This window comes from Bradyrhizobium sp. Ash2021 (assembly GCF_031202265.1).
Classification (GTDB): Bacteria; Pseudomonadota; Alphaproteobacteria; order Rhizobiales; family Xanthobacteraceae; genus Bradyrhizobium.
This window is the reverse complement of the sequence record NZ_CP100604.1, coordinates 4,557,075-4,580,328: the sequence shown is the minus strand read 5'-3', so window position 1 is coordinate 4,580,328 and position 23,254 is coordinate 4,557,075. Positions and strand designations below refer to the sequence as shown.

The window sequence follows — 23,254 nt, the reverse complement described above, 5'->3', positions numbered from 1 at the left end:
CCTGTCGAATTTTCTCTGATCAAACGTCGGGCGACATGAGCCGCCGCGACGTTTCCCCGCATCAGAAGTGAATGATGATGTCCGCCGAGCCGACGAGAGCGAAGTTCCTGCTAGCCGGGATGCCCAAATTCGCATTGCCATTGAATGCGTTGGCATTCAGCGACTTGTAATACGTGACCTCGGGCCGGATCTCGATCTGCGGCGAGAACCAGTGCTGCCAGCCGATGCCGGTTTCGAAATAGGCCGTCTTGGTGCCGGTGCGCTGACCCTGCTTATCGTCATAGTACTCGATACGATAGGAGATGTTGTCCAGCGGCGACGCCTTGTAGCTCAAATAGGCGAGATAAGTCTGCACCGACGCCGTACACGCAAACACAGTCGTGCTGCTGCAGAACGCAAGGCCTGGAGCGTTGAACGGCACGTACTGAGGCGAGAACGGCGTGCCGCCCGCAGCAAACGCGGCCACCGCGGCTGGGTTGTTGGCATTGAGCACGTTGTTCTGATGGAGATTGTACGTCTCGAACGAGATGTGCCACTGATCGTTGAACTTGTGATAGGCGGTCAACCCGTACCATTGCAGGTTGTTGTAGCCCCACTGGCCGCCGTTGATGGCATCGGCGACCACGTAGATGCTGTCGTTGCCGCTGTCGCTGGTCCAGCGTACACCGCCGGTGACGCTCGGTACGGCACCCGGATCCTTCGGCAAGGTGGTGCCAGGGAATAGCGGGTTCGGGAACGGATTTGCGATCGTTGCCTTGTAGTTCCAGGGCAGGGTGTCGCTGCCGACCGAAACACCCAACTGGAACATCCAGTTCTTGGTCGCAGCGAGCGTCGCCTGAATGCCGGTGTTGGTATAGTTATCGAACGTATACGTCAACGAGTGCGTATACATGTAGTTGTTCGGCGCGAGCTGCGCCTCGATGTCCGGGATCGAAATGTAGCGGCCAAACCGCAGCAGAAGGCCTTCCGCGATCTGCGGAATGAACACTTCGCCGTATGCCATTGGGAGATCGTAGCCGTAATTCTTGTTCTGGTTCAGGAGCTGGTAGCTCCACAAGCCAAAGGCCGTCGTATAGCGATAGTTCTCGCCGAAGATCGGCGCGAGGCGGAAGCCCCAGTCGATGTGATCCTTCTGCACCGTATCCGGCAGCCGCTCGATATAGAGCACCGCCTGGTCGAGTTGAACTGTATTCGGATTGTAGTCATAAGCCGCCGGCACATTGCCGCCCCGCACGGTGTTGCTGCTGAAGTTACCGCCAGCGTTGATCCAGCCGTATACCTGGATGTGGTTCTCGTTCATCCACGAGCCCGCGGCCGTGTTGCCGAGCGCAACCATCAGCGGACTGTCGACAGAACTCGGCCGCGTCACGCCAAGCGCTGTCGAGCCACCATACGGCCATTCCGTGAACGGATACGGAGGAATGCTTTGCGGCGTTCCCGGCCAGTAGTCGCGGCGTGACGGTGGCGCCTTGGGATCCGCCGGTGCGGCATCATGTCCCCATTCGAGCCGGTAGTAGTTGATAAAGCGGCTGAAGAAGTCGGTGCCGAGATACGGATCGAGGCAGCTATAGTTCTTGTAGGGATCGCCGCCATACGGGCATGGCCCTTTTGCAGCCGGGTCTGCGGCCTGAGCGACATTGCTCAGACCGATCGCCGCCAACGAGACACCTGCCAGAAGAATTCTTTTCATAATCTTGCCCCACGTTGTTGGTACAGGTGCCTTCGCTTTCGCGACGCACCGTTAACCTTCGAAACGATCTTTCGTTGGGGGGCTGCAAAAAATCGATACGACTTTCCGCGCGATTTCATAAAGAAAAAATATCCGAAATAGCATCTTTGACGCCGTTTGCATTCATAAGCGTCAATTGCCCATCGCGCTGCTTAGACTCGCGGCGAAATAAGTGACATTTCGGCGAAAACGCTCGATGCACCGCAATAGTTTGTGTCGCAATGTGTCTTTTCAGCTACATTTCCGATTGCTCGGTGCGATTGAACGATCGTCTGTTTGACGCTGAGAAACGTGAGGCGCGCGCTGGCTATTTTTTTTCTATGAATGCAGCCGCTATTGCACATCGAAGATATATGCCGCGACTCGTTATGCTGAAGCATTGAGCGGAATCTGTTCGCTCATCGCGAGGCGAGACGATGGAAGTCGCGGCAAACGATAGCGCTCACGGGGCTCGCTCCGGCAAGACTGAGGACTTCGGTTTCTTGCCGAAGAGCCTGACGACGCAATGCCAGCGCCTGATCGAGAGTTTCCATGAACTTCATGGCTACGCTTGCTTGCCGGACATTTTGTGGAAATCCCGGCTTGGACCCTTCATCGAAGCACATCCAGAGTTTCGGCATCTACTGAAGAAGGCCTCAACGACCCGGAGCGCAAAGAAATCCAACGAAGGCTTCGTGCAGATAGCGACGACGATATTGGCGCTCGAGATATTGGCCAGCAGTTTTGCCGGCTGGAGCGCCATCCATCCGGAAGCCGGATTGGCGGCCCATGCGACTCTCAAGCGTAGCGGGCGAGGCCCGCATATGCCTCTGATGGAATTCTATCTGTACCCGCCGAAATATATCAGTTACGCGGCCCTCGCTGCCTTGGTCCCGCCGCCAGGCCGGCAACCAGGCGAAGCGGAATTGTATCGTGCCTCGAAGCCCGAGCTTTTCGGAGAGAAACAAGCGCTGAATTACGTCAATGCGATCCAGCGGGCGCTCGATGGCAGGCTGCCACCCAACGCCACAGCATCACCTGCCTGAAATCCGCTGATCTCTATTCCGTAAAGATAGGATCGCGATTGCGATCCCCGTTTCAGGCGCCTTCCTTTACCAGCTTTCCGTGAATTTCTATCTGCCCATTGCCGAGAGATTCGCGAGCGCGCGAGCAAGACCGGTTGGAACCAGCAACAGAAACGGCTTGCAGTTGGATGAAGAGCTCCCTTCGTATCGGATCTGGCGAGCCGACATCGTCCCCCCGCTGCTGGCGATATTGTCGGTCAGCCTGATCACTGTCGCTCTGCTCCCGCTTGATTACACCATTGCGGCTAACCTCGTTCCAATCGCGTACCTGGTACCGGTCATTTTCGCCGCCACCCGATGGGGCATCTGGCCTGCGACCCTGGCGGCGGTTGCCGGTATGGTCGAGGCAGATTTTTTCTTCTTTCCTCCCATCTACAGTTTTCGGGTCGAGGATCCCTCGGAAGCCATCGACTTGCTGCTGTTTCTCGTTGTGGCGCTGGTGAGCAGCAATCTCGCCTCGCGCCTGCGCCGCGAGACCGAAATGCTGCGTCAACGCGAAATCGAAATTCAACACCTCTACGAGTTTTCCCGGCTTCTGGCCGCCTGCTTCACCGTATCGGACCTGATCTCCGCCATTCGGAACCACTTCTCCCGCACGCTCGGACAACACGCGGCTTTCTTCGCGGCCGGGACCGAGGACCACTACGAGCCTCCCGAGCCCGGCTCGGTGCCGAAGCTGGTGCAAGAGCGTGTCGCCTCGACGGTCCCGAAGGTCGGAAATTCCTGCTTCGCGGTTCTCGACAAGCCGACCCAGAATGTCTGGTTGCTCGGAACGGCATGTTCTGAAACTGCGGTTTACGGCATCGTCGCCGTCAATATCGGACGCGGATCGCGTAAACACGTTGAGATCAATACGAGCCGCTTCGAGACGGTCCTTGAAGAAGTGTCCTTGACCCTTCAGCGTCTCGATATTGAAAAGGCGATGGACGACGCCAGGCTGCACTTGCAGGCGCAGCTGTTGCGAGATGCATTCCATGGCACGCTTTCGCATGAATTGTGCTCCCCGCTGGCGGCCATTCAGGGCTCGGCGAGTGTCCTGGAGTCGATGTCCATGATTCGCGCCGATGACCGGACCCGCTCGCTGGTCGAAGCTATCTCCGATGAAGTCGCGCAACTCGATGGCTATATTCAGAACCTGCTCAGTGCAACGCGGGTCACCGCAGGCGGCCTCAGCCCGCGTCTCGAATGGGCGGATGCCAGGGACATCGTCAATGCAGCCATTCAGCGAAGAGCCCGGCGACTGGCGGCACACAAGATCGAAGTTGAATTCGCCGACGATTTGCCGCTGGTCAACGTCGATTCCGGTTTGATCGAGGAGGCGTGCGGCCAGCTGCTGGAAAATGCCGCAAAATACTCTCCCTCCGGTTCGATCATCTTGATCGTAGCGCGCTCCGAACCGGGGCGCACCATTTTATCGGTCGCCGATCAAGGCGTCGGAATCACGCCTGACGAATGCCGGCAACTTGGCCGCAGGTCGTTTCGAAGCCAACGTCATCAAGCGACGATTCCCGGATCCGGCCTCGGCTTCTGGATCGCAGCCACCTTCGTCAGGGCAAATGGCGGAACGATCGGCATATCAAGCCGAGGCCAGGGACAGGGAACGACGGCTTCCATTGTCCTGCCCGCCCCAGACCAAGCGACGGTTTTGGCCGATGAGTAAACCATCCAATGTCGTTCTCCTGATCGAGGACGAACCCAAGATAAGACGGTTCCTTCGTGCGGGTTTTGAGATTCACGGCTTTTCCGTCCTGGAAGCCGAGAACGCCGCTGACGGGCTGAAAGCGGCAACGTTCAACTCACCCGATCTCATCATCCTCGATCTGGCGCTGCCGGACGTTCATGGAAAGGACGTTCTCGAACGGATCCGGTCATGGTCGAACGTGCCCGTCATTATTCTCTCAGTGGTCTCGAACGAGGACGAAAAAGTCCTGTTGCTGCAGTCAGGCGCCGACGATTACGTGGTCAAGCCGTTCGGGATGGCCGAGTTGCTCGCCCGCAGCGAAGCTGCCTTGCGGAGGTACTTCAAGAGCGCGACCGAGAATCCGGTCGTCGCAGCCGGCCCTCTGTCGATCGACCTCGTCGCTCGAACCGTGTCGCTCAACAAGAACCCGATCAGGTTGACCCGAAAGGAGTACCGCCTGGTGCATATTCTGGCGACGCATGTTGGCCTTGTGGTGACGCACGACCAGTTGCTCAAGGACATATGGAGCGGCAACCAGCGGGAAAATATTCAGTACCTGAGAATCCTGGTTCGCAAGCTCCGGCAGAAAATCGAAACTGACCCCAATAACCCTCGCCTTCTGGTGACCGAATCGGGTGTCGGCTATCGCCTTCAAGCCCGTCTCGAAACCAGTCCGGCGGAGTGAAACTCATACCGCTCCTTGCGATCGCAGCGATGGACTCTTTCCTCAAATCCAGCTCCGGAATGCCTCGGCCGGATGTTTCGCGAATCGAGACCGACGATCGACCGGGTTTGGCTTGATCATGCTCCGTCCTTCACCACGTCGATCGTTCTACATGATCGTTTTCCGGACCGAGAACGATCCGGGCTGGTGCTGGGAAATACACCGCAAAAGAAGACCTATGGGCATCAGGCTGCGCGAATGCGGCTTCACGTCGCAACGCAGTGCCCAGCTGGCGGGTAAGCTTGCGCTGGAGGATTTCCTGAACGGATTGTCGCTGGACCCCGGATTGCGATCCAGTGCTGAGGCCGGCGCTGGAACGGAAATTGCTAGATCGCGGCATCGGGCATTGCGCAAATGAGGTGTTGCCGTGACCTTCATTGTGCAGGCGTCACGCGGCGAAGACGTCACGACGACGATCCGCTTGAGTGTTGTGGTGGCGATTGCCAAGGCGCTGGCTCTTGCCGACGACGGCTGGCAGGTCTTCATCATCGGGCCCGACGGCGTCCGTTACTATCCGCCGGAGTTCGAGAAGCTGCTGTCGTTTAGCCCCGCACTTCAGTCCCGCGAGTGATTTAAGGCAGCCTTGATAGCGGTGGGTCGGTCTGGTCTTTCCGGACCGCGCCGCTCCATCCGCTCAATATAAAAATAATATATTTCTTCGGCCAAAGCCCCTATCTTGCACAAAAATCGGGGGCCGAGGTGGCTAAGTTTCTGGTTGAGCCTTTCACCGTTCTGGGTTTCGAAGGCCAGAATTGGATGCTCATCGTGGTCGGGGTGATCGCCGCCTATGTTTCGTTCGTCTGGCTCACTCGTGATCGGCGCTGACGCAACATTTTCGAAATCTAATTTGTAGTGCGCCGGCAAAAATCCGATGTTAGCATTTAACTGCGGCGCCCTTGAACAAGGCTTCGTGTTTTACTCCCACGTGAGCCCGCCCGAATTCCAGCTTCGGGCGGGCTTTTCATTTGCCGGCAATGTCAGATGATGGAGCCTGACGACGCGCGCGCGGCTTCCAAACCTCTTCTGCAATTTTGGCATCGGGTTTGAAGTCGTGAACGCGATGCCGTCGCTCCGATCGGCCGCCGCCCACAGCGGGAGACGATTGTCGTTTCGTTGTTTTGAGGCGCGCGGGCGTTGCCGAGAGAATGAAAATTGCCGATATCGGCGCGCGATCTCACGCGCATCTCTGAAGTTTATTATTTCTATATTTTTTCGAATGGATTTTGATGTCACGAGCGCGCAACGCGCGCCCGAAAAGTGCACTGCAATGGCCGGTACAGCGCAGTTCGCAGTCGCACACATCGCATATTCAATCTAACTATATTTCAGGATCGTGAATCGTTTGTGGCCGCGGCCACACGGGGGATTACATGCGTCGACATATGAAATTGGCTTTCGCTGCAGGTGTTTTGTTGGCTCTCGGTGCAACCGGTACTGCTTCTGCCGCAGACCTCGCCGTCAAGGCCCGGCCGGTTGTCGCACCGATCATGGCGACGCCCTGGACCGGATGTTACATCGGCGGCAACGTCGGCGGCGGCTGGACCCGCATCGACACCACGCGGGTGCAGACCGACCTGGTTACACCGGACTTTGCGAACTACGGCCGTGAAAACGACAGCGGCTTTGTCGGCGGCGGCCAGATCGGCTGCGACTTCCAGACCGGCAATCTGGTGCTTGGTGTCCAGGGCATGTTCGACTACGCCAACATCAACGGCCGGCACGCATTGGCGGACTTCCCGGCTTTCTCGGAGACGAACAATCTTCGCTCTATCATTACCGGGACCGGCAGGTTCGGCTGGCTGTTCACGCCTACAGTTCTCACCTACGGCAAGGTCGGCGCTGCATGGCTGAACAACCGCAATCGGGTACTCACGCCGGGCGGTGCGCTGATCGAATCCTCCAGCTTCACGGTGCCCGGAATGACCGTTGGCGCCGGCATCGAATGGATGTTTGCACCGAACTGGTCGGTATTCGCCGAGTACAATTATATGTGGTTCCTGGACGATACCGCGACGCACATGAACCCAAATCCCGGCTTTGTCGGCGAAGTGCTCAACGTCCGCCAACGGGCACAAACCGCGTTGGTCGGCGTCAATTACAAATTCCACTGGGAAGGGCCGGTGGTCGCGAAGTACTGATCTTTCCTTCTCCTATCTCCAGGAAGTCTCAGAGCCCCGGCATCGCCCGGGGCTTTTTTTGTCCAAAGGTGATTTCTCGCCCCGCGGGGCGCCGACCCCGCGCCCTTATGCGGCGGCTATGAGATCGCGATCTTGTCGCCATCGAATTCATACTCAGCCGCTAAGATGTTGGGACCATGAGTCAAGCGGTCCCCCGATCGACGAAAACCAATCTGACATTCACAGACGGTAGAAAGCAGGTAGCGCGGTGTCAGTACCGGTACGTTGTCCTGGCGGACCGCGGCCGCTTCGGCGCGACGCCGACGGTCTCACCGCTCGGCCACGGGCCTGAGCTCTGGCCCCCGTTGCGCCGGTAATTAGGATCGGTATAGGGGTTGCCCGGACCCTTGTTCTGGCAATTGGCATTTGGATAAAAGAACGCGCAATAAGCGGGCTCTGACATCACCTGTTGTGCCGGAGCCGGCGTGAAGCTCATCGCGGTCAGCACTGCTGCCGCGCCGAGTTGCTTGAGGATGAACATTGTGCTTCCTCCCATCGCGCGAAAAACGCGCACCAGATGCTCGGAGAATACACCCAAGAGAAGGGGCGCCATCCGCTCGGCCTGATCACTCCGCTGTGAGCGTTGGGCGGTCAGGCCAATCGAAAAAAGCTGTGGGCGTGACCGTGCATAGGCGCGGCATTACGAAAACAAAAAGGTCCCAATCAGCAGACCCGCCGCAAAGGCCCACAGCCCCAACGTACAGGCTGAAACGAGGCGGGCGAGGTTGCGGAGGTCCGCATCCTGCGGGATTTCACGGGATTGATCCGTCATTTGCAGCCCCCTGCAGTGGCCGCCAGCCCTGGGGAAATCGGCATCCTTCCTAAGACCATTCCAAAACCGTCCCCCTCATAGGTGCCCAAAAGATGGCAAGGACGGTCACTGGGTATCACGATTTTGGCAAGCCCGGCCCAACTCGCAACTTAGTACTGACGCCCGTCCCGGTTTCCCCACCCGGGACATGCCTGAATGTCCCGAATTTCCCTTCTGATGTCCCAAATTTCCCAACCCGTCCGCAGTACTGACGCCATAGGGTTGCGGCACGCTGTTGTGCCGATAAATGGCTGCTTTCTTGGATTTGCGACACTGGAAACCCGCATAAAATCTGCACTTTTGCGTGTCGCGGCTTCTGGCACTTCTGCTGGGATCGCCAACCAATCAAACAGAAATGCCAAGTATATAGGGGTTTCTTGGACATCGGGGACTTCGTCCAGGGGCTCGTTTTTCGTGACTTCGTCCCTGGATTGAGGTAGCTTTTTTCTTTCCCTCGCGGCCTCCGAAGCCTCGCGGGGACAAGAGACGGAGCCGCCTCTCAGGCGACCGCGTTTTCGATCCTCACTATTTTTTCGGACCCCTCCTTTTTCGGAGTCCTTTTGCCACTCAGGCACGCGCCTGCCGCAAGAGGAGCCGAGGCAGCGCGCTCAGGCGCCCTTGCTCCGGGAGGACCATCCGTGAAAAAGCGAACATGTTTGAGCTCAATTACGCAGACCCTGGTTGCTGCCGGAGCGAGCTTGCTGATAGCGGCGGGAACGGCTGACGCACAGAAGCAGGGCGGCAGCATCACGGTGGGCCAGGAATTGGATATTCCCGGCTTCGATCCCTTGAAGGTCGGCGTGTATGATACATCCGCGCAATCCGCGGCGGCGTTGATCTACGATACGCTAACCTACCTCGACGATAAGGGCGAGCCGCAGCCAAAGCTTGCGCTGTCGTGGACCCATTCAGAGGATTTCAAGACCTGGACTTTCAAGCTCCGGCCGGGCGTGAAATTCCATGACGGCACGCCGTTCAATGCGCAAGCGGTGAAGGACAATTACGACCGCTGGAAGGATCCAGCCAACAAATGCCGCTGCGCATTCTACATTTCCGGCATCCACGCCGTGCAGGCGCCCGATGAACTGACGGTCGTCTTTAATATGAATGATCCGGCGGTGAACCTGCCAGCCAATTTCAGCTTTCCAGGCCCCACCAACGTCACCCATTCGCCGACTGCCTTCAAGACGAAGGGCGATGACTACAACCGCAATCCCGTCGGCACCGGTCCCTACATCCTGAAATCGTGGACTGCGGGCGACCGCATCGTGCTCGAAAAGAACCCGGACTACTGGAACAAGGGCCATCCCTATTTCGACCGCATCGCCCTGAAACCGTTACCCGATGCGCAGTCGCGCTTTGCCAGCCTGCAGTCGGGCGAGGCCGATATCATCTGGGATGACGAGTACGACGCTGACAATATCCTGAAGGCGCAGAAAGATCCCAAGCTGACCGTGCACACCTATACCGGGTCCGGTGCGCAGGTGTGGGCCTTCAACACCAAGGTCGCGCCGTTCGACGACGCGCGCGTGCGACAGGCACTCGTCATGGCGCTCGACCGCAAGAAGTGGTCGCAGGCAGCGACCAATGGTCTTAGCCGACCGGCGACCAATCCCTACGGCGACGGCTCCTGGGTCAAGTGCAAGGATGACGGTGCTTTGCCTTACGACGTCGAAAAGGCAAAGGCGTTGATCAAGGACTATGGCAAGCCGGTCGACTTCAAAATGATAGTCACCGCAACTCCGCGCGGCCGCACCAATGGGCAGGTGCTGCAGCAGTTCTGGAAGCAGGTTGGAGCCAATGTCGAGATTGAGCAGGTCGACCAGGCCACCATCCCGCCGCGCGCTTTCATGCGCCAGTTCCAGTTGACGCCGTGGCGCATCGTCGATTTCCCCGATCCAAGTCCGCAAATGTATGCGAATTTCCACACCGGCAGCCCGGTCGCGCTCGCGAATTATTCCGATCCCGAACTCGACCGATTGCTCGAACACGCCCGATCCACGGCCGAGTTGGAAACGAGTACCGAGGACTATTGTGCGATCAGCCGGCTGGTCAACAAGGAGGCGATCTGGTTCTGGGCTTTCCAGAACACCTACTACGCTATTTCAACGGGCAGGCTGAAGGGCCTTCCAAAGCTCCATAGCGGAGTGATCGACGTCTCCAACGCCTGGCTGGAATAAACCCCATGCCGGGACTTTTCGCGAGCAGGCTGCTTTGTATCGAGCCGGTGCGACTTCAATGACGGTGACAGTGCACTCAATAGAAACGTTGCGGTAAACCGATCGCGAGCGACGTTAAGTGCACCGTCACCGCAATTCCGGTGGCGCGTTTGACCCTTCCGGCATGACCGGTATTTCAGCGATGCTTCCGGCGGGCGGATGGCGTCGAGTGAAATCGGCAAATTCATTTGGTCGGAATCGTCCCGCCTCTGTGAGCCAAGTCACAGGCGTCTTCCTTCCCCCGCTGCAAACTGCCGGTTTACGGAGGGCTCAAGCCATGACGCAACTATCTGCGAAAATTCTCACCTGGCGTATCATGATCGTCTGCCTGATGATCCTCATACCTGCAACGGGCATCGCGATCGCAACCGTACCTCAGGCAGAACCCATCAAAAACAACGTTAAAGCCTATGCTGAACCCGTACTCAAATACACATCCATGGTGGGCGGATCGATACCCCTCATCCAAATTGTGAAAGCACTGGTTCACAAGGGTTGGAAGCACGCGTAATGCGGTTTGCCGATGTCGAGCGGCCCGCGCTTTGATGCGGCATGCTCCAATGGCGTCGCCCCGTCCAACTCAGTCGCATGCCGATCGCGGTCCTAACGCCGCGAGGCACGGTTCCGACGCGCGAGAAGCCCGTCCCCAATTGGCATGAGCCGATTGGGCATCGGCTGCCGTTCAGCAATGATTGGAACGCTCGTCCCTGATGTGCCGCCGGCGATTAAGGTTGAGCGGTTAGCTTAACGAGCGACGTTTGTTGCGAAGCCGCTCTGCCTGAGTATTGATTTCGTTACCGAACAATTTCCCCAAGATGCGTTCGGGCCCACACCGGCAAAGCCGTTAGGCGATCATGCTCCGCCTGGCGGCTTTGTTTTCCGCGAAGGACTGAGCAATTCTTAAGGACCTGAAAAAGCGAGACTGGATATTCGTGGCGATATGCGTTGCCGCCTCAATTTCTCTCGGGATCGACAGCGTCAAGCTTGCCCTCGCCTACAAGGCGCAAAATGGCCCGCCCCGTGCGATACAAAGGCCAACCTGATCAGTTGCAGCCTGGTCAGTTGATCGAGCTTGCGCCGTCCTCAAGTCTTTCTAGCGCTGCGTCGACAATGTTGATTTCTTCCTGGAGCGCGGAAGTCAGGCTTTCCACGCTGACCCAACTCCCGGCGTGCATTCGACTTTCATGCAACAGACGCCGACGATGGTCGCGGATTTCCTGCAACGCCTGACGATTTTTGAGAGTAACGTAGCCGGCAACTATATGCTCTATGGCCTTGGGCATAATCAAATACTCCACGCTACAGAACGCGGCCGTATTAAATCAAAGATATTCCCGGTCTGCCAGGTGATTCCGCTGGCGCGATGCGGCAACCTGCGCCGCCACTCTCCGGTTACATTCCGTGGCTCTGGAACACCTTCTGGCAACCTTTGCTCAGCTTCGTACGATTTTGCTGCAAACATTGCTGAACCGCGTTGTCGTCGCCCAACTGCTTCCGGCAAAATCGCTGTGCGTCTCGTGTGCACGCCTGTTGCTCCTGCGGGGTGCCCATATGGCCCTGAGCCAATGACGATGACGCTCCAATCAATAACGCGATGGCGGCGAGCATTAGTTGGCGCATCGATCATCTCCATGAGTTTGTGTTTGGACCCAATCTCGGGATAAAGCGGCGACCGTTGCGCAGTTCCTCCGGGTCCGGTTTGATGTCCCTGGCGCAAGGAAGATGTGGCCGTGAATTTGACGACCCAATCGAGTTGCCGGACGGGCCCACGCTCGTCACGCTGCACGACGCTGCGACCTACAAAAGAGAAAGCCACAGGCACCCACCGCGGACAACAATTACGGTGACGGGGCACTCAATAGAAAAATTGCGGTGAACCGGCCGGTCTCAGCCGCTGCCCGGCTCGCCCTCCCTGCTCGACAGGACCTGCCTTACTCCGCCGGGAAACATGCTCGCTTACTCCGGCGCCAGACGTACCCATAACCACCGCACGGGGGGCGAGGCTGGGCCCCGGCGGGGCACTCGTTCCATATGCGGGCGCCGGTACCCCAGCCGTCGACGACGCATGCGCCACCGGGCGTACTATGGCAACCGGGCCCGCATCCGTCTGCGGCGTTGGCGGGGCCGATGCCGGCAACGATGGCGAAAAGAGCTGCGATCAAAAAGGTTCTCATACCGCTCTCCTTCTTTTGGTTGATAGCAACACCCGGCCGAAGCTCGAAGTTCCCTCAGCGCAGGTGACGGAATTACGGTGACCGTGCACTCAATAGAAACATTGCGGTGAACCGTTCGCGAGCGACCTTAAATATACTGTCACCGTAATTCCGAAAGCTGAAGAGAGACGAATGACCGTTGTTTAGGCTCGCTGACGAGCGGCAGCCCGGGTTTTTTGTTCCGCCTCAACCACAATCCTGATTTCCTGTGCGCTACAGAGTGCCCGCCTGATGTTTGGATCTTCCGAACCAAATTCGAACGTAATGAGCCTGTTGCAGTGCGCGCAGTTCGCCTGGAAATTAGGTCTGACCTTCTGAGCCCGCTCCCTAAATACCTGGGAACACTTCGTGCATTTGATTCTGACCTTATCGTCGATCATGAAAGGCCCCGAAAGAGGCAAATCATCTCCCGCAGATCTTAAGGGACTGATAATTTGATTACGTCATGGCGGCCCGCCGTCGATACCCGCAATTGGCGGGGGCTCGGGTCTGTTCCGGACCCAACGTGTAGAGCGATTTGCCTGCCCGCCCGCGGCGAGTTCCAATGGCGCATGCCCGCCGTTGCAAACAAGCCCAACCAAGCAGAACATCCGCCGGGCCAATACCGGGGAAAAGCAATGAAGGTCTTTGCCGCGACACTTGCCTTGCTTGTTTCAAGTGCTGCCGCCGCTGAAGAGTGCCAGACGTGCTCAATGGCCGACGCCTGCATAAAGGCGTACCTTAAGGCTACGTCGGAGGCTCAAAGCGCCACTAAGCAGGCAATCCGGGATTGGAAGCAGAATCTGGACAGAAAGGCCTCCGCAGAATTGTCCAGCAGGGGCACGCTCGCATTACAAGACGCCATGGAGTCGCAAGTTCGTTTGGAGCTTGAGCGCCTGAAGGAGTGCTTGGCTAAGATTAGGTAGCTGAGCCCCGCGCGGTCGCCAACACTTAGGCCGAGCGAGGGAATTACGGTGACAGTACTGTCACCGCAACTCCGTTGTGCGTTTCCAGCTGGTTTCAAATTGAAGCGGCCCCAGGAGCGGCATGGCCTGGGGCCCGCCCATTCCAAGCGCTTGCCTACGGGGGCCAGGGTAAGCAGGCGCTTAATGATTGCGCTCCAAAGAAGACATCGACGCAAGGCTAGCGGTGGGGTTTTGCTCGGTCGGGCGATTCACGACTGCGGTGCCCTGAGGATTAAGTCCGCGGTCGCGTGCACGGCTCCTTAACCTTGCGGACTGACGCGGACGCCGTGTGCTGCACCCTGGTGCAGGTCGTCCAGACGAACGCGATCCGGCTGCATTCCCAATTCGGGCCAAGCGCCGCACCGGAAACCGGTTCCGGAGAGGCCAGGCCAATCGCAAGCACCGCCGCGACGCAGCCAAGCGACACGATGGCAGCGACGAAAGCGATATTCTTGCGGGTCCACAGATTGCGCAACATGGCGGCTGTCCTGTTCACGGGCGCTGTCCTGTTCACCGCGGGAGAATAGGATTGCGCCAGCCTCCCCTGTGTGAGCCAGATCACAGGTTTTCGGCTTTTCGGCCGCTCGATTTGTCGCAGGTCGGCACAACCCGAAATAGCGGGTCGTTTTCACTGCGCGGGCTGAATGACGTTGCAGTTGGTCCGGCCCGACATCAGGCAATCCTGCATCTTGCTGGCCGCCGTCAGGTCGTGCGCCAGCCACAGGCCAACCGCCAGCATCGCGACCGCGATCAACAATCCGGCGATCGCGCCGCGCCGGTTCGGGCTTTCTTCGGGATCGGTCATGATCGCATTGGTTCCAAAACGCTCGCTACCTTTATTGGCCGCGAGCTTGTGCCAAGCATCGTCACGCCAGAGTTCGGCGGATCAATTCTGCAACACCGGCCGGATTAAACATACGAGACGGGTATAAGTGTCGCAAATTCGTTGCGCTCGCGCGGACGTTGAGAAACACTGTTTGCTCGGGGAAAGCGCGTGTGCGGGGCGTGCCATGAGTAAGCCGGAAGCGGGCTACGACTATCATCGTTACCGGAAATTGCTGGCGGAAGCGGTCGACGACAGCAAGCGGCTTGAGTTGATCGACCTCCTGATCCAGGAGAAGGCCCGCGACAGGCTGGAAGCCCAGCGGACATCCGACCGGGTCGCGATGACGACGATAACGGTCGCCAAAATCCTTGGTCCGTCCGGGCGCCGCGACAATTTCAAGCTCGGCTAGCTGTGGGCTTTCAGGAGGTTGTCCATCTGGTCCGAACCGAGGAAGCTGAGGTTGCGAAGCTTCAGTGTTCCACGGAGAGACCAGATGAACAGCCATAAGAATGCTCCCCTGACGCCGAAAGGTCGAGAGGCCATGGTGCGGAGTGTGGCAGCGGGACTGAGCAAAGCGGCCGCCGCGCGCCAGTTCAACACCACGCCAAAGACCGTCGCCAAATGGGTCGAACGGTTCCGCGCAGGCGGTGTCGATGGTTTGCGCGACCGCTCCTCCAGGCCTCTTTCATTGCCAAGCCAAACGGCGCCCGCCACATGCGCCGTGGTTGAGGCCTTGCGCCGCCAGCGCTACACCGGCAAGCAGATCGCGGTCGAGGTCGGCGTGTCTCCGGCGACCGTCAGCCGCATCCTGCAGCGGCTCGGCATCAACAAGCTCTCGGCACTGGAGCCGGCCGAACCGGTGCGCCGGTACGAGCGCGAACACCCCGGCGAGATCATCCACATCGATATCAAAAAGCTGGGCCGTTTCGAGCAAGTCGGCCACCGCATCACCGGCGATCGCCAAAGCAAGAGCCGCAGGGTCGGTTGGGAATATCTGCACCTGGCAATCGACGACCATTCCCGCGTCGCCTATTCGGAAATCTTGCCCGATGAAAAACGTCGATCCTGCCTGAGCTTTCTCTTTAACGCGTTGCGCTTCTTCAGGGCCCATGGCGTCAAAGTCTATCGTGTCATGACCGACAACGGCACTAGCTTCCGATCCCGTCGTTACCCTAAGGCATTGCGCCTGCTCAAAATCAAGCACCTGCGCACTAAGCCCTATACGCCGAAAACCAACGGCAAGGCCGAGCGCTTCGTCCAAACCTCGTTGCGCGAATGGGCCTATGCCCAAGCCTATCTCACATCCGATCATCGGGCTCAGCACCTGCCGATCTGGCTGCATCGATATAACTGGCATCGACCACACAGCAGTCTAAAGTCCAAACCACCCATCAGCCGCCTCGGCTTGACCGAGGACAACCTGTTGAGGCTCCACAGCTAGCCCACGGCGAGACCCAAGGAAACGCGATTTGCGGGACCAACCCGCCGCTGGCGGCGGCTAGCCTCATTTCTGCGACGCGAACATCAGCAGCGAGCCGACCAGCCCGAATAAGGCGCAGGCCAGCAGCCCATATTGCAATACCGCAACCGCCTGCCGCGGGGCTTCGGTCGCAGTCGTCATGTCGTAAATCAGCCAGGCCGAGGTCGCCCCACTCATCAGCATCAGCTTCGGCCACTTGCTGTTCACGGAAATCTCCCTGTCTGTGCCCGTTGGACGCTGGTATTTTGCCCCGGGTTCACTTAAGCCGAGCGCCAAGCCAATCATCCCGCGTCCCACAACCGAAACTGAAAGCGACAAGGCCTCTTTTATGAGTGGATTCAAGGAACCAAGTTTTGCCGACCGCCAAAAGGCGGCGCAGCAGGCGCGGCAGGACATTTTGAATAAATTCCGCGCCAAGCCGGGACCTGACGATCCCGAGGTCAAGCAGCGCCAGGCCGAGCGTGAGGCGCAGGCCGCCGCGCGCGCCAAGGTCAGGGAAGCCCGCGAGGCCGCCAAGGCCGAGCAGAAGCGTCGTGAGGAGGAAGCGGCCGCCGCGGCCGCAGCCCTTCTCGCCCGTGAAAAGGAAGAGGAAGCCGCTCGCCTGGCCGCGCTCGAGGCCGAGCAGAAGGCCAAGCGTGACGCCCGCTACGCTGCCCGCAAGGGCGGCGGCAAAGGCAAGAAGAAGTAACTGATACGTTCGGGCGGTACCGCCGCAGACGACACAGGCCCGCCCTGGGGGCAAGGCGAGCCTGTGAGACGGCGAAGCGCGATCAGTTCTTCTTCATGCCGTCCTTCGCCATCCCGTCGTCTTTCTTCATGCCGTCCTTCGCCATCCCGTCGTCTTTCTTCATCGCGTCCTTTTTCATGCCATCGTCCTTCTTCATGGCATCCTTGGACATTGAGTCCTTCTTCATGCCGTCGTCCTTGCCCATCTTGTCCTGGGCGAAGGCGGCGGGCGCAAGCGCGAGGCTGAGCGAGAGAACGGCAGCGGAGAAGCCGAGGCCGAAACGGGTGTTGATCGTCATGGGTTGGTGATCCTTGTTGGGGTCGATGTTTGAAAGCGACTTCTTGCCGCTCTCCCCACGACGATCCCGGGATATCTTTTGTTACGCGCCGGCCCCAAGGTTCTGGCGTTGTAACGGATAGTTGAACCAGGCATTCGCGATGGCTGCGAGAACGATCCCGCGCTAACAGGGATTGGACGTATTGTTGGCGGAGTCGGCGTGAGAAATCCTCCCGTCCAAACACCCGCCCAGGAAACCGATCGAGGGTGCACCGCAGCAATTTCGGGACTTGCCGCCGCGCTCGACCTCGAACTATCAGACTAGAGAAACTCCGGCCCGATACCGGCTAACATGCGCGCAACGCCGGCACAGAACGCGCCCAACAAGAACAGCATCAGGGGAAAACACATGCTCACACGCCGCCACGTCATCGCCACCGCGCTTGCCGCGCCCGCCATCCTGCGCTTCGGCACCGGAACTGCCCACGCCGCAACCACGCTGAAAATCTCGCACCAGTTTCCCGGCGGCACCGTCGACAAGGGCGATTTCCGCGACCGCCTGTGCCGGATGTTCGCCGCCGAAGTGGCCAAGCGCAGCAATGGCGATATCGCCGCCGAAGTTTATCCGAATTCCTCGCTGATCAAGACCAACGCGCAATTCTCGGCGATGCGCAAAGGCGCGCTGGATATCAGCCTGTATCCGATGCCCTATGCCGGCGGCGAATTGCCGGAGACCAATATCGGCCTGATGCCAGGCCTGGTTGCGACCTACGATCAGGGCATGCGCTGGAAGAAAGAGCCGGTCGGCAAGGCGCTGACCGATTTCCTGGCCGACAAGGGCATCATCCTGCTCAGCTGGGTCTGGCAGGCCGGCGGCGTCGCCAGCCGCTCCCGTCCGCTCGTGGCGCCGGAAGACGCCAAGGGGCTCAAGGTTCGCGGCGGTTCGCGCGAAATGGACATGGTGCTGCAGACCGCCGGCGCCGCCGTGCTGTCGGTGCCGTCGAACGAGATCTATGCGGCGATGCAGACCGGCGCTTGCGACGCCGGCATCACCTCCTCCACCAGCCTGATCTCGTTCCGGCTCGAGGAGGTCGCGAAGTCGCTGACTTCGGGCGCCGGCGCCTCCTACTGGTTCATGCTGGAGCCGCTGATGATGTCGAAGTCGATCTTCGACGGCCTGCCGAAGAACCAGCAGGATATCATCCTCGCGGTCGGCAGCGAACTGGAAGCGTTCGGCCGCAAGGGCGCGCAGGACGACGATATCGAGGTTGCCAAGGTCTATGAAAAGGCCGGCGCCAAGGTCAGCGCGCTTGATGTGGCAACCGTCGGCAAGTGGCGCGACATTGCGCGCGATACCGCGTGGAAGGACTATAGTGCCAAGACGACGACCGCAGCCAATCTCTTGAAGCTCGCCAGCGACGTCTCCGCATGATGCACGGTCCGATTGCGGATCAAGCCGACGTTTCCGGCACTGCCACGGGTTCTTCGCCTGTGGCAGCGCTCGAACGTGCGCTTTCCTTCTGCAACAATGTCATCGTCGTCTTCGCAGCACTCGCGCTGATCGCGGCCTGCGTCATCCTGAGCTACAGCGTGCTCGGCCGCGCCTTGTTCCACAGCGCCAATTACTGGCAGGACGAGGCGGCGGTGTTCCTGCTCGTCGGCGCCACCTTCATGACGTCGGCCTATGTGCAGCAGCAGCGCGGCCATATCGGCATCGAGGCGTTCGTCGGATTGCTGTCGCCGATGGCGAACCGCATCCGGCTCTGGCTGGTCGATGTCGCAAGCTTGCTGTTCTGCGCGTTCTTTGCCTGGAAATCCTGGACGCTGGCGCATGAGGCCTGGGTCGACGGTCAGGTGTCGAATTCGATGTGGTCGCCGCCGCTGGCGATCCCCTATGGGCTGATGGCGGCGGGCATGACGCTGTTGTGCGTGCAGATCCTCCTGCAGATCGTGATCCCGCTCAGCGGTGCGGCGCGCCGATGACCGTGCTCGGAATTGGGATCAGCTACGGTCTTGCGACCCTGCTTGCGATGTTTTCGGGCATGCCGATCGCGTTCGCACTCGGCGCGGTCGCCGTCGTGTTCATGGGCATCTATATGCCACACGCGTCGCTCGATACCGTGACGCAGAACGTCTACGAGGAAATGGCATCGATCACGCTGCTGTCGATCCCGCTGTTCATCCTCAAGGGTGCGGCAATCGGCAAATCCCGCGCCGGCCAGGATCTCTATTCGGCGCTGCATGCCTGGCTGCATCGCGTGCCCGGCGGGCTTGGGGTCGCCAACGTGTTCGCCTGCGCGCTGTTCGCGGCGATGGCGGGCTCCTCGCCCGCGACCTGCTCGGCGATCGGCTCGGCCGGCATTCCCGAGATGCGCAAGCGCGGCTATTCCGGCGGCTTCGCGGCCGGCATCATCGCCGCCGGCGGCACCCTCGGCATTCTGCTGCCGCCGTCCATCACCATGATCCTGTTCGCGGTGGCCGCGGAAAAATCGCTCGGCCGGTTGTTCCTTGCCGGCATCGGGCCGGGGCTGTTGCTGGTGACGTTGTTCGGCACTTACGCCGTGTATCGTTTCCGCAAGGAATACGCCGCCGCCAGCGCGCTCTATGCCGCGACCGGTGCGGACTCGGCCATTCTCAAGCATGATGAATATACCATGGCCGAACGGTTCAACGTGCTGCCGCGCGTGCTGCCGTTCGTGCTGCTTTTGACCGGCGTCATGATCGCACTCTATGGCGGCTACGCGACACCGTCCGAAACTGCAGGGCTCGGCGGCTTGCTGGCGCTGGTGCTGATCGGGCTGATCTACAGCGTGTGGCGGCCTTCCGACCTGGCGCCGATCCTCAAATCCACCATCCGGGAATCCACCATGCTGATGATGATCATCGGCATGTCGCTGCTCTATTCCTATGTGATGAGCTATCTGCACATCTCGCAATCGGTCGCCGAATCGATCGTCGCGATGCATCTGCCGCGCTGGGAATTGCTGTTCGCGATCCTGGTCATGGTCGTCGTGCTCGGTTTCTTCCTGCCGCCGGTCTCGATCATCCTGATGACCGCGCCGATCATCCTGCCGCCGTTGCGCGCCGCCAATTTCGACATCATCTGGTTCGGCGTGGTCATGACCATTGTGATGGAGATGGGGCTGATCCATCCGCCGGTCGGCCTGAACATCTTCGTCATCCGCAACGTCGCGCCGGATATTCCCTTAAGCGAAGTGATCTGGGGCACGCTGCCGTTCGTGCTGCTGATGATGCTGGCGGTGCTGCTGCTGTGCTTCTTCCCGGGGATTTCGACGTCGCTGCCCGATCTGGTGATGGGGCCGGACGGGGGAAGGTAGCGAACTCGTCGTTGCGAGGAGCCAACGGGTCGCGCGAATGCGCGCCCGATGACAGGCTCCGCGACGAAGCAATCCATTCTTTTTTGCGCGGCGAAATGGATTGCTTCGCTTCGCTCGCAATGACGGTGGTTAGTTTTGCGCTCGCCCCTTGGCATTCAACGCCGCGGCCACCCGGCTCACCGGCGGACGCCCGATCAGCTTGCTGACCGCATTGGTCGCCGCCAGCAGTTTTGCCATATCGACGCCGGTCGCAATCCCGATGCCCTCCAGCATGTAGATCACATCCTCGGTCGCGACATTGCCGGTCGCGCCGGGCGCATAGGGGCAGCCGCCGAGGCCACCGGCGGCGGAGTCGATCACCCGCGCGCCCTCCTCCATGCCGGCATAGAGATTGGCCAGCGCCTGGCCGTAGGTGTCGTGGAAATGCATCGCGAGGTTGGCCATCGGCACGCTGCCGGCAACCGCCCGCAACAGCTGCCGCGCCTTGAGCGGGGTGCCGACGCCGATGGTGTCGCCGAGCGAGACTTCGTAGCAGCCGAGGTCCCACAAGGTTTTGGCGACGTCGACGACCGCATGCGGCTTGATCTCGCCGTCAAAGGGACAGCCGAGCACGCAGGAGATATAGCCGCGCACCTTGATGCCATCGGCCTTGGCGCGGGCCAGCACCGGCTTGAAGCGCTCGATCGATTCCTTGACCGAGCAATTGATGTTGGCGCGCGAAAACCCTTCCGAGGCGGAAGCGAACACCGCAATCACCTTGGCCCCGGCCGCTTGCGAGGCGTCATAGCCCTTTTCGTTCGGCACCAGCACATGGAATTCGGCGCCCGCGATATGGCTGACGCCGCGCAGCACCTGGTCGGAATTGACCATCTGCGGGATCGCCTTCGGCGATACGAAAGCACCAACTTCGACAGTGTGCAGCCCGGCGCCGATCAGCGCCTCGATGAAGGCGATGCGATCGGCAACGCTGATCGGAGTCTCCTCGTTCTGCAGGCCGTCGCGCGGACCTACTTCAACGATGCGGACGGTGTCGCTCATCAGGCCGCCGCCGGCTCGATTTCGGCGAGTTCGACGCCCTCACCGACGATATCGCCGACCTTGCATTTGATCTTCTTCAGCACGCCGGCAAAGGGCGCGCGCAGGGTCTGCTCCATCTTCATGACCTCCAGCGTCAAGATCGCCGCGCCCTTTTCGAGCGTCGCTCCCTCCTCGGCCAGCAATGCCACCACCGTACCCGGCAACGGCGCCACGATCTTGTCTTCGCCAACCTGTTCCTCGGTCTCGCCGCCGAACGGATCGACCCAGTGCAGGTCGAGACGGCCGTTGCGGGTGCGCAGATAGAGTTCATGGCCCTCGATCACGGCGACGACACGCGATTTCATCCCGTCGAGCGTCAGATCGAAACCGCCGTCCTCAACCGGCGACGCGGCAAAACCGAATTCGCGCTCGCCGATCGAGAGCGTCGACGGCCCGCAGCCGTAGTGCAAGGTGACCTTGTGCTCGGCGCCCTGCCCCTGGCGGAACGCGAACACGCGCTGCCGCCGGCCGACCGGCATCCAGCCAAAAGTCTGCCACGGCGAGTGCGCCTCCTTGCGCGCCGCCTTCTGCTCCTCGCCGGTAATGGCCGCTACCGCGGCGCAGAGTTCGAGATCGCCCAACGTACTCGATGCCGCCGTCAGGCCCTTCAGCTCGCGCTCGATGAATCCGGTATCGATCGTATTCGCCCGCACGTCGCTGTGTGTCACCAGCGCCGACAGGAACGGGATGTTGGTGACGATGCCGCGGACGTCGGTCTCCTCCAGCCCGCGATTGAGCCGTTCGATCGCGGCCGCCCGTGTTGGCGCCCACGCGATCACCTTGGCCAGCATGGCATCGTAATGGGGCGACACCGCATCGCCCGCGCGATAGCCGGCATCGACGCGCAGGCCGTCGGTGGCGTCGGGCGTCCGCCAGGTCTTGATGCGGCCGACCGAAGGCATGAAATTCTTCTGCGGATTTTCCGCATAGACCCGCGCCTCGATGGCGTGACCGTTCAGTTTGATTTCGTCCTGCTTGAGCGGCAGCTTTTCGCCGAACGCCACCCGCAATTGCCATTCGACCAGATCGACGCCGGTGATCAGTTCGGTCACGGGATGCTCGACCTGCAACCGCGTGTTCATCTCGATGAAGAAAACATCCTTGCCGTCGGAGACGAATTCGATGGTGCCGGCGCCGACATAATTGACCGCGCCCGCCGCCTTGCGCGCCGCTGCGCAGACCGTATCGCGCTGCGTGGCATTGAGTGTCGGCGACGGCGCTTCCTCGATCACCTTCTGGTGCCGCCGCTGCAGCGTGCATTCGCGTTCGAACAGCGACAGCAGATTGCCGTGGCTGTCGCCGATGATCTGCACCTCGATGTGGCGCGGATTCTGGACGTATTTTTCGATCAGCATGCGGTCGTCGCCGAATGCCGCCTTGGCCTCGCGCTTGGCGCTGACGATCGCGGCGGAAAGCTCGCCGGCCGAGGTGACGACGCGCATGCCGCGGCCGCCGCCGCCGGCGGACGCTTTCACCAGTACCGGGAAGCCGATCTCGTCGGCGGCCTTGGCCAGAACCGTCTCGTCCTGGGCCTCGCCGTGATAGCCGGGCACCAGCGGCACGCCGGCCTGCTCCATCAGGAATTTTGAGCCTGATTTCGAGCCCATCGCCGTCATCATGGCGGCGGTAGGACCGACGAACACCAGGCCGGCATCGAGGCAGGCTTGTGCGAATTCGGCGTTCTCCGACAGGAACCCGTAGCCGGGATGCACCGCCTCGGCCCCGCTCTGGTGCGCTGCTTCGATCACACGCGCGATGTTGAGATAGCTGTCGCGCGCCCGCGCCGGCCCGAGCAGCACGGCCTCATCGGCCTCGGCGACATGCAGGGCGTCGCGGTCGGCCTCGGAATAGACCGCAACCGTGCGCAGGCCCATGGCCCTGGCGGTGCGGATCACGCGGCAGGCGATCTCGCCGCGGTTGGCGATAAGGAGCGTGCGGAAACGCCGGTATAATTTTGAGCGATTCATC

The 23,254-nt window shown here is 60.1% G+C and carries 28 protein-coding genes; 16 read left to right on the top strand and 12 right to left on the bottom strand.

Features of this window, described 5'->3' with window-relative positions; genetic code table 11:
- Positions 1-61: 61 nt before the first annotated feature.
- Positions 62-1,690, bottom strand: coding sequence for an outer membrane beta-barrel protein (locus NL528_RS21820; RefSeq protein WP_309184711.1), 1,629 nt, complete (start codon positions 1,688-1,690; stop codon positions 62-64).
- A gap of 455 nt (positions 1,691-2,145) precedes the next feature.
- On the opposite strand from NL528_RS21820, the gene NL528_RS21815 reads away from it, so the two are divergent.
- The 7 genes from NL528_RS21815 to NL528_RS21785 all read left to right on the top strand — a co-directional run bounded on the left by NL528_RS21815 (position 2,146) and on the right by NL528_RS21785 (position 7,336).
- On the top strand, positions 2,146-2,754 hold the full coding sequence (locus NL528_RS21815; RefSeq protein ID WP_309184710.1) for a hypothetical protein: 609 nt from the start codon (positions 2,146-2,148) through the stop codon (positions 2,752-2,754).
- A 79-nt stretch (positions 2,755-2,833) separates the two neighbouring features.
- Positions 2,834-4,453 (top strand): DUF4118 domain-containing protein, encoded by a 1,620-nt coding sequence (locus NL528_RS21810; RefSeq protein ID WP_309184709.1) that lies wholly within the window; start codon positions 2,834-2,836, stop codon positions 4,451-4,453.
- Positions 4,446-5,159, top strand: coding sequence for a response regulator (locus tag NL528_RS21805; protein WP_309184708.1), 714 nt, complete (start codon positions 4,446-4,448; stop codon positions 5,157-5,159). Before NL528_RS21810 ends, NL528_RS21805 begins: the two co-directional genes overlap by 8 nt.
- A 217-nt stretch (positions 5,160-5,376) precedes the next feature.
- Entirely contained in the window at positions 5,377-5,556 is a 180-nt protein-coding gene (locus NL528_RS21800) for a hypothetical protein (protein ID WP_309184707.1), read from the top strand.
- A gap of 9 nt (positions 5,557-5,565) precedes the next feature.
- Positions 5,566-5,769, top strand: coding sequence for a hypothetical protein (locus tag NL528_RS21795; RefSeq protein WP_309184706.1), 204 nt, complete (start codon positions 5,566-5,568; stop codon positions 5,767-5,769).
- Between the two features lie 128 nt (positions 5,770-5,897).
- Positions 5,898-6,023 carry a hypothetical protein gene (locus NL528_RS21790; RefSeq protein WP_309184705.1) on the top strand — a complete coding sequence of 42 codons (126 nt, stop codon included), beginning with the start codon at positions 5,898-5,900 and terminating at the stop codon, positions 6,021-6,023.
- 587 nt (positions 6,024-6,610) lie between these two features.
- Positions 6,611-7,336, top strand: coding sequence for an outer membrane beta-barrel protein (locus NL528_RS21785; RefSeq protein WP_309184704.1), 726 nt, complete (start codon positions 6,611-6,613; stop codon positions 7,334-7,336).
- Between the two features lie 250 nt (positions 7,337-7,586).
- Here the strand turns inward: NL528_RS21785 and NL528_RS21780 are convergent, their stop codons facing one another.
- Together NL528_RS21780 and NL528_RS21775 are read right to left on the bottom strand one after the other, a co-directional pair.
- On the bottom strand, positions 7,587-7,856 hold the full coding sequence (locus NL528_RS21780; protein ID WP_309184703.1) for a hypothetical protein: 270 nt from the start codon (positions 7,854-7,856) through the stop codon (positions 7,587-7,589).
- Between the two features lie 159 nt (positions 7,857-8,015).
- Complete coding sequence (locus NL528_RS21775; RefSeq protein WP_309184702.1) at positions 8,016-8,147, bottom strand: hypothetical protein; 132 nt, start codon at positions 8,145-8,147, stop codon at positions 8,016-8,018.
- A 737-nt stretch (positions 8,148-8,884) separates the two neighbouring features.
- On the opposite strand from NL528_RS21775, the gene NL528_RS21770 reads away from it, so the two are divergent.
- Together NL528_RS21770 and NL528_RS21765 are read left to right on the top strand one after the other, a co-directional pair.
- Positions 8,885-10,366 carry an ABC transporter substrate-binding protein gene (locus NL528_RS21770; protein ID WP_309184701.1) on the top strand — a complete coding sequence of 494 codons (1,482 nt, stop codon included), beginning with the start codon at positions 8,885-8,887 and terminating at the stop codon, positions 10,364-10,366.
- Positions 10,367-10,484: 118 nt separating this feature from the next.
- Positions 10,485-10,916, top strand: coding sequence for a hypothetical protein (locus NL528_RS21765; protein WP_309184700.1), 432 nt, complete (start codon positions 10,485-10,487; stop codon positions 10,914-10,916).
- Between the two features lie 547 nt (positions 10,917-11,463).
- Here the strand turns inward: NL528_RS21765 and NL528_RS21760 are convergent.
- The 3 genes from NL528_RS21760 to NL528_RS47150 form a co-directional block, all read right to left on the bottom strand.
- Positions 11,464-11,688 carry a hypothetical protein gene (locus NL528_RS21760; RefSeq protein ID WP_074277020.1) on the bottom strand — a complete coding sequence of 75 codons (225 nt, stop codon included), beginning with the start codon at positions 11,686-11,688 and terminating at the stop codon, positions 11,464-11,466.
- Positions 11,689-11,797: 109 nt separating this feature from the next.
- Positions 11,798-12,025, bottom strand: a complete 228-nt coding sequence (locus tag NL528_RS21755; protein ID WP_309184699.1) for a hypothetical protein — start codon at positions 12,023-12,025, stop codon at positions 11,798-11,800.
- Between the two features lie 311 nt (positions 12,026-12,336).
- Positions 12,337-12,579: a GCG_CRPN prefix-to-repeats domain-containing protein gene (locus NL528_RS47150; RefSeq protein WP_375144036.1), complete on the bottom strand. Its 243-nt coding sequence runs from the start codon at positions 12,577-12,579 to the stop codon at positions 12,337-12,339.
- Between the two features lie 590 nt (positions 12,580-13,169).
- On the opposite strand from NL528_RS47150, the gene NL528_RS21750 reads away from it, so the two are divergent.
- On the top strand, positions 13,170-13,523 hold the full coding sequence (locus tag NL528_RS21750) for a hypothetical protein (protein ID WP_309184698.1): 354 nt from the start codon (positions 13,170-13,172) through the stop codon (positions 13,521-13,523).
- 271 nt (positions 13,524-13,794) lie between these two features.
- Here the strand turns inward: NL528_RS21750 and NL528_RS21745 are convergent, their stop codons facing one another.
- A complete protein-coding gene (locus NL528_RS21745) occupies positions 13,795-14,058 on the bottom strand; it encodes a hypothetical protein (RefSeq protein WP_309184697.1) in 264 nt (87 codons plus the stop codon).
- Between the two features lie 132 nt (positions 14,059-14,190).
- Positions 14,191-14,367 (bottom strand): hypothetical protein, encoded by a 177-nt coding sequence (locus tag NL528_RS21740; protein ID WP_171985903.1) that lies wholly within the window; start codon positions 14,365-14,367, stop codon positions 14,191-14,193.
- 205 nt (positions 14,368-14,572) lie between these two features.
- Here NL528_RS21740 and NL528_RS21735 point away from each other — a divergent pair, with 205 nt between their 5' ends.
- On the top strand, positions 14,573-14,797 hold the full coding sequence (locus NL528_RS21735) for a hypothetical protein (RefSeq protein WP_309184696.1): 225 nt from the start codon (positions 14,573-14,575) through the stop codon (positions 14,795-14,797).
- A gap of 84 nt (positions 14,798-14,881) precedes the next feature.
- Positions 14,882-15,829 (top strand): IS481 family transposase, encoded by a 948-nt coding sequence (locus NL528_RS21730; protein ID WP_309184695.1) that lies wholly within the window; start codon positions 14,882-14,884, stop codon positions 15,827-15,829.
- Positions 15,830-15,892: 63 nt separating this feature from the next.
- On the opposite strand, the gene NL528_RS21725 is transcribed toward NL528_RS21730, so the two are convergent.
- Positions 15,893-16,075 carry a hypothetical protein gene (locus NL528_RS21725; protein ID WP_309184694.1) on the bottom strand — a complete coding sequence of 61 codons (183 nt, stop codon included), beginning with the start codon at positions 16,073-16,075 and terminating at the stop codon, positions 15,893-15,895.
- 121 nt (positions 16,076-16,196) lie between these two features.
- Here NL528_RS21725 and NL528_RS21720 point away from each other — a divergent pair, with 121 nt between their 5' ends.
- On the top strand, positions 16,197-16,556 hold the full coding sequence (locus NL528_RS21720; protein ID WP_309184693.1) for a DUF6481 family protein: 360 nt from the start codon (positions 16,197-16,199) through the stop codon (positions 16,554-16,556).
- An 82-nt stretch (positions 16,557-16,638) separates the two neighbouring features.
- On the opposite strand, the gene NL528_RS21715 is transcribed toward NL528_RS21720, so the two are convergent.
- A complete protein-coding gene (locus tag NL528_RS21715) occupies positions 16,639-16,893 on the bottom strand; it encodes a pentapeptide MXKDX repeat protein (RefSeq protein ID WP_309184692.1) in 255 nt (84 codons plus the stop codon).
- Positions 16,894-17,280: 387 nt separating this feature from the next.
- On the opposite strand from NL528_RS21715, the gene dctP reads away from it, so the two are divergent.
- Genes dctP through NL528_RS21700 form a run of 3 tightly spaced genes read left to right on the top strand, consistent with a single transcriptional unit; the run spans position 17,281 to position 20,209 of the window.
- Positions 17,281-18,303, top strand: coding sequence for a TRAP transporter substrate-binding protein DctP (gene dctP, locus NL528_RS21710; RefSeq protein ID WP_309184691.1), 1,023 nt, complete (start codon positions 17,281-17,283; stop codon positions 18,301-18,303).
- Positions 18,300-18,854, top strand: a complete 555-nt coding sequence (locus NL528_RS21705) for a TRAP transporter small permease (protein ID WP_309184690.1) — start codon at positions 18,300-18,302, stop codon at positions 18,852-18,854. Before dctP ends, NL528_RS21705 begins: the two co-directional genes overlap by 4 nt.
- Positions 18,851-20,209 (top strand): TRAP transporter large permease, encoded by a 1,359-nt coding sequence (locus NL528_RS21700; RefSeq protein ID WP_309184689.1) that lies wholly within the window; start codon positions 18,851-18,853, stop codon positions 20,207-20,209. Before NL528_RS21705 ends, NL528_RS21700 begins: the two co-directional genes overlap by 4 nt.
- Positions 20,210-20,338: 129 nt before the next feature.
- On the opposite strand, the gene NL528_RS21695 is transcribed toward NL528_RS21700, so the two are convergent.
- Both NL528_RS21695 and NL528_RS21690 read right to left on the bottom strand, forming a co-directional pair.
- Entirely contained in the window at positions 20,339-21,247 is a 909-nt protein-coding gene (locus NL528_RS21695; RefSeq protein ID WP_309184688.1) for a hydroxymethylglutaryl-CoA lyase, read from the bottom strand.
- The gene (locus NL528_RS21690) at positions 21,247-23,253 is read right to left on the bottom strand and encodes an acetyl/propionyl/methylcrotonyl-CoA carboxylase subunit alpha (protein ID WP_309184687.1); all 2,007 of its coding nucleotides are present in this window, start codon (positions 23,251-23,253) and stop codon (positions 21,247-21,249) included. The genes NL528_RS21695 and NL528_RS21690 overlap by 1 nt, the downstream gene beginning before the upstream one ends.
- Position 23,254: the final 1 nt, after the last annotated feature.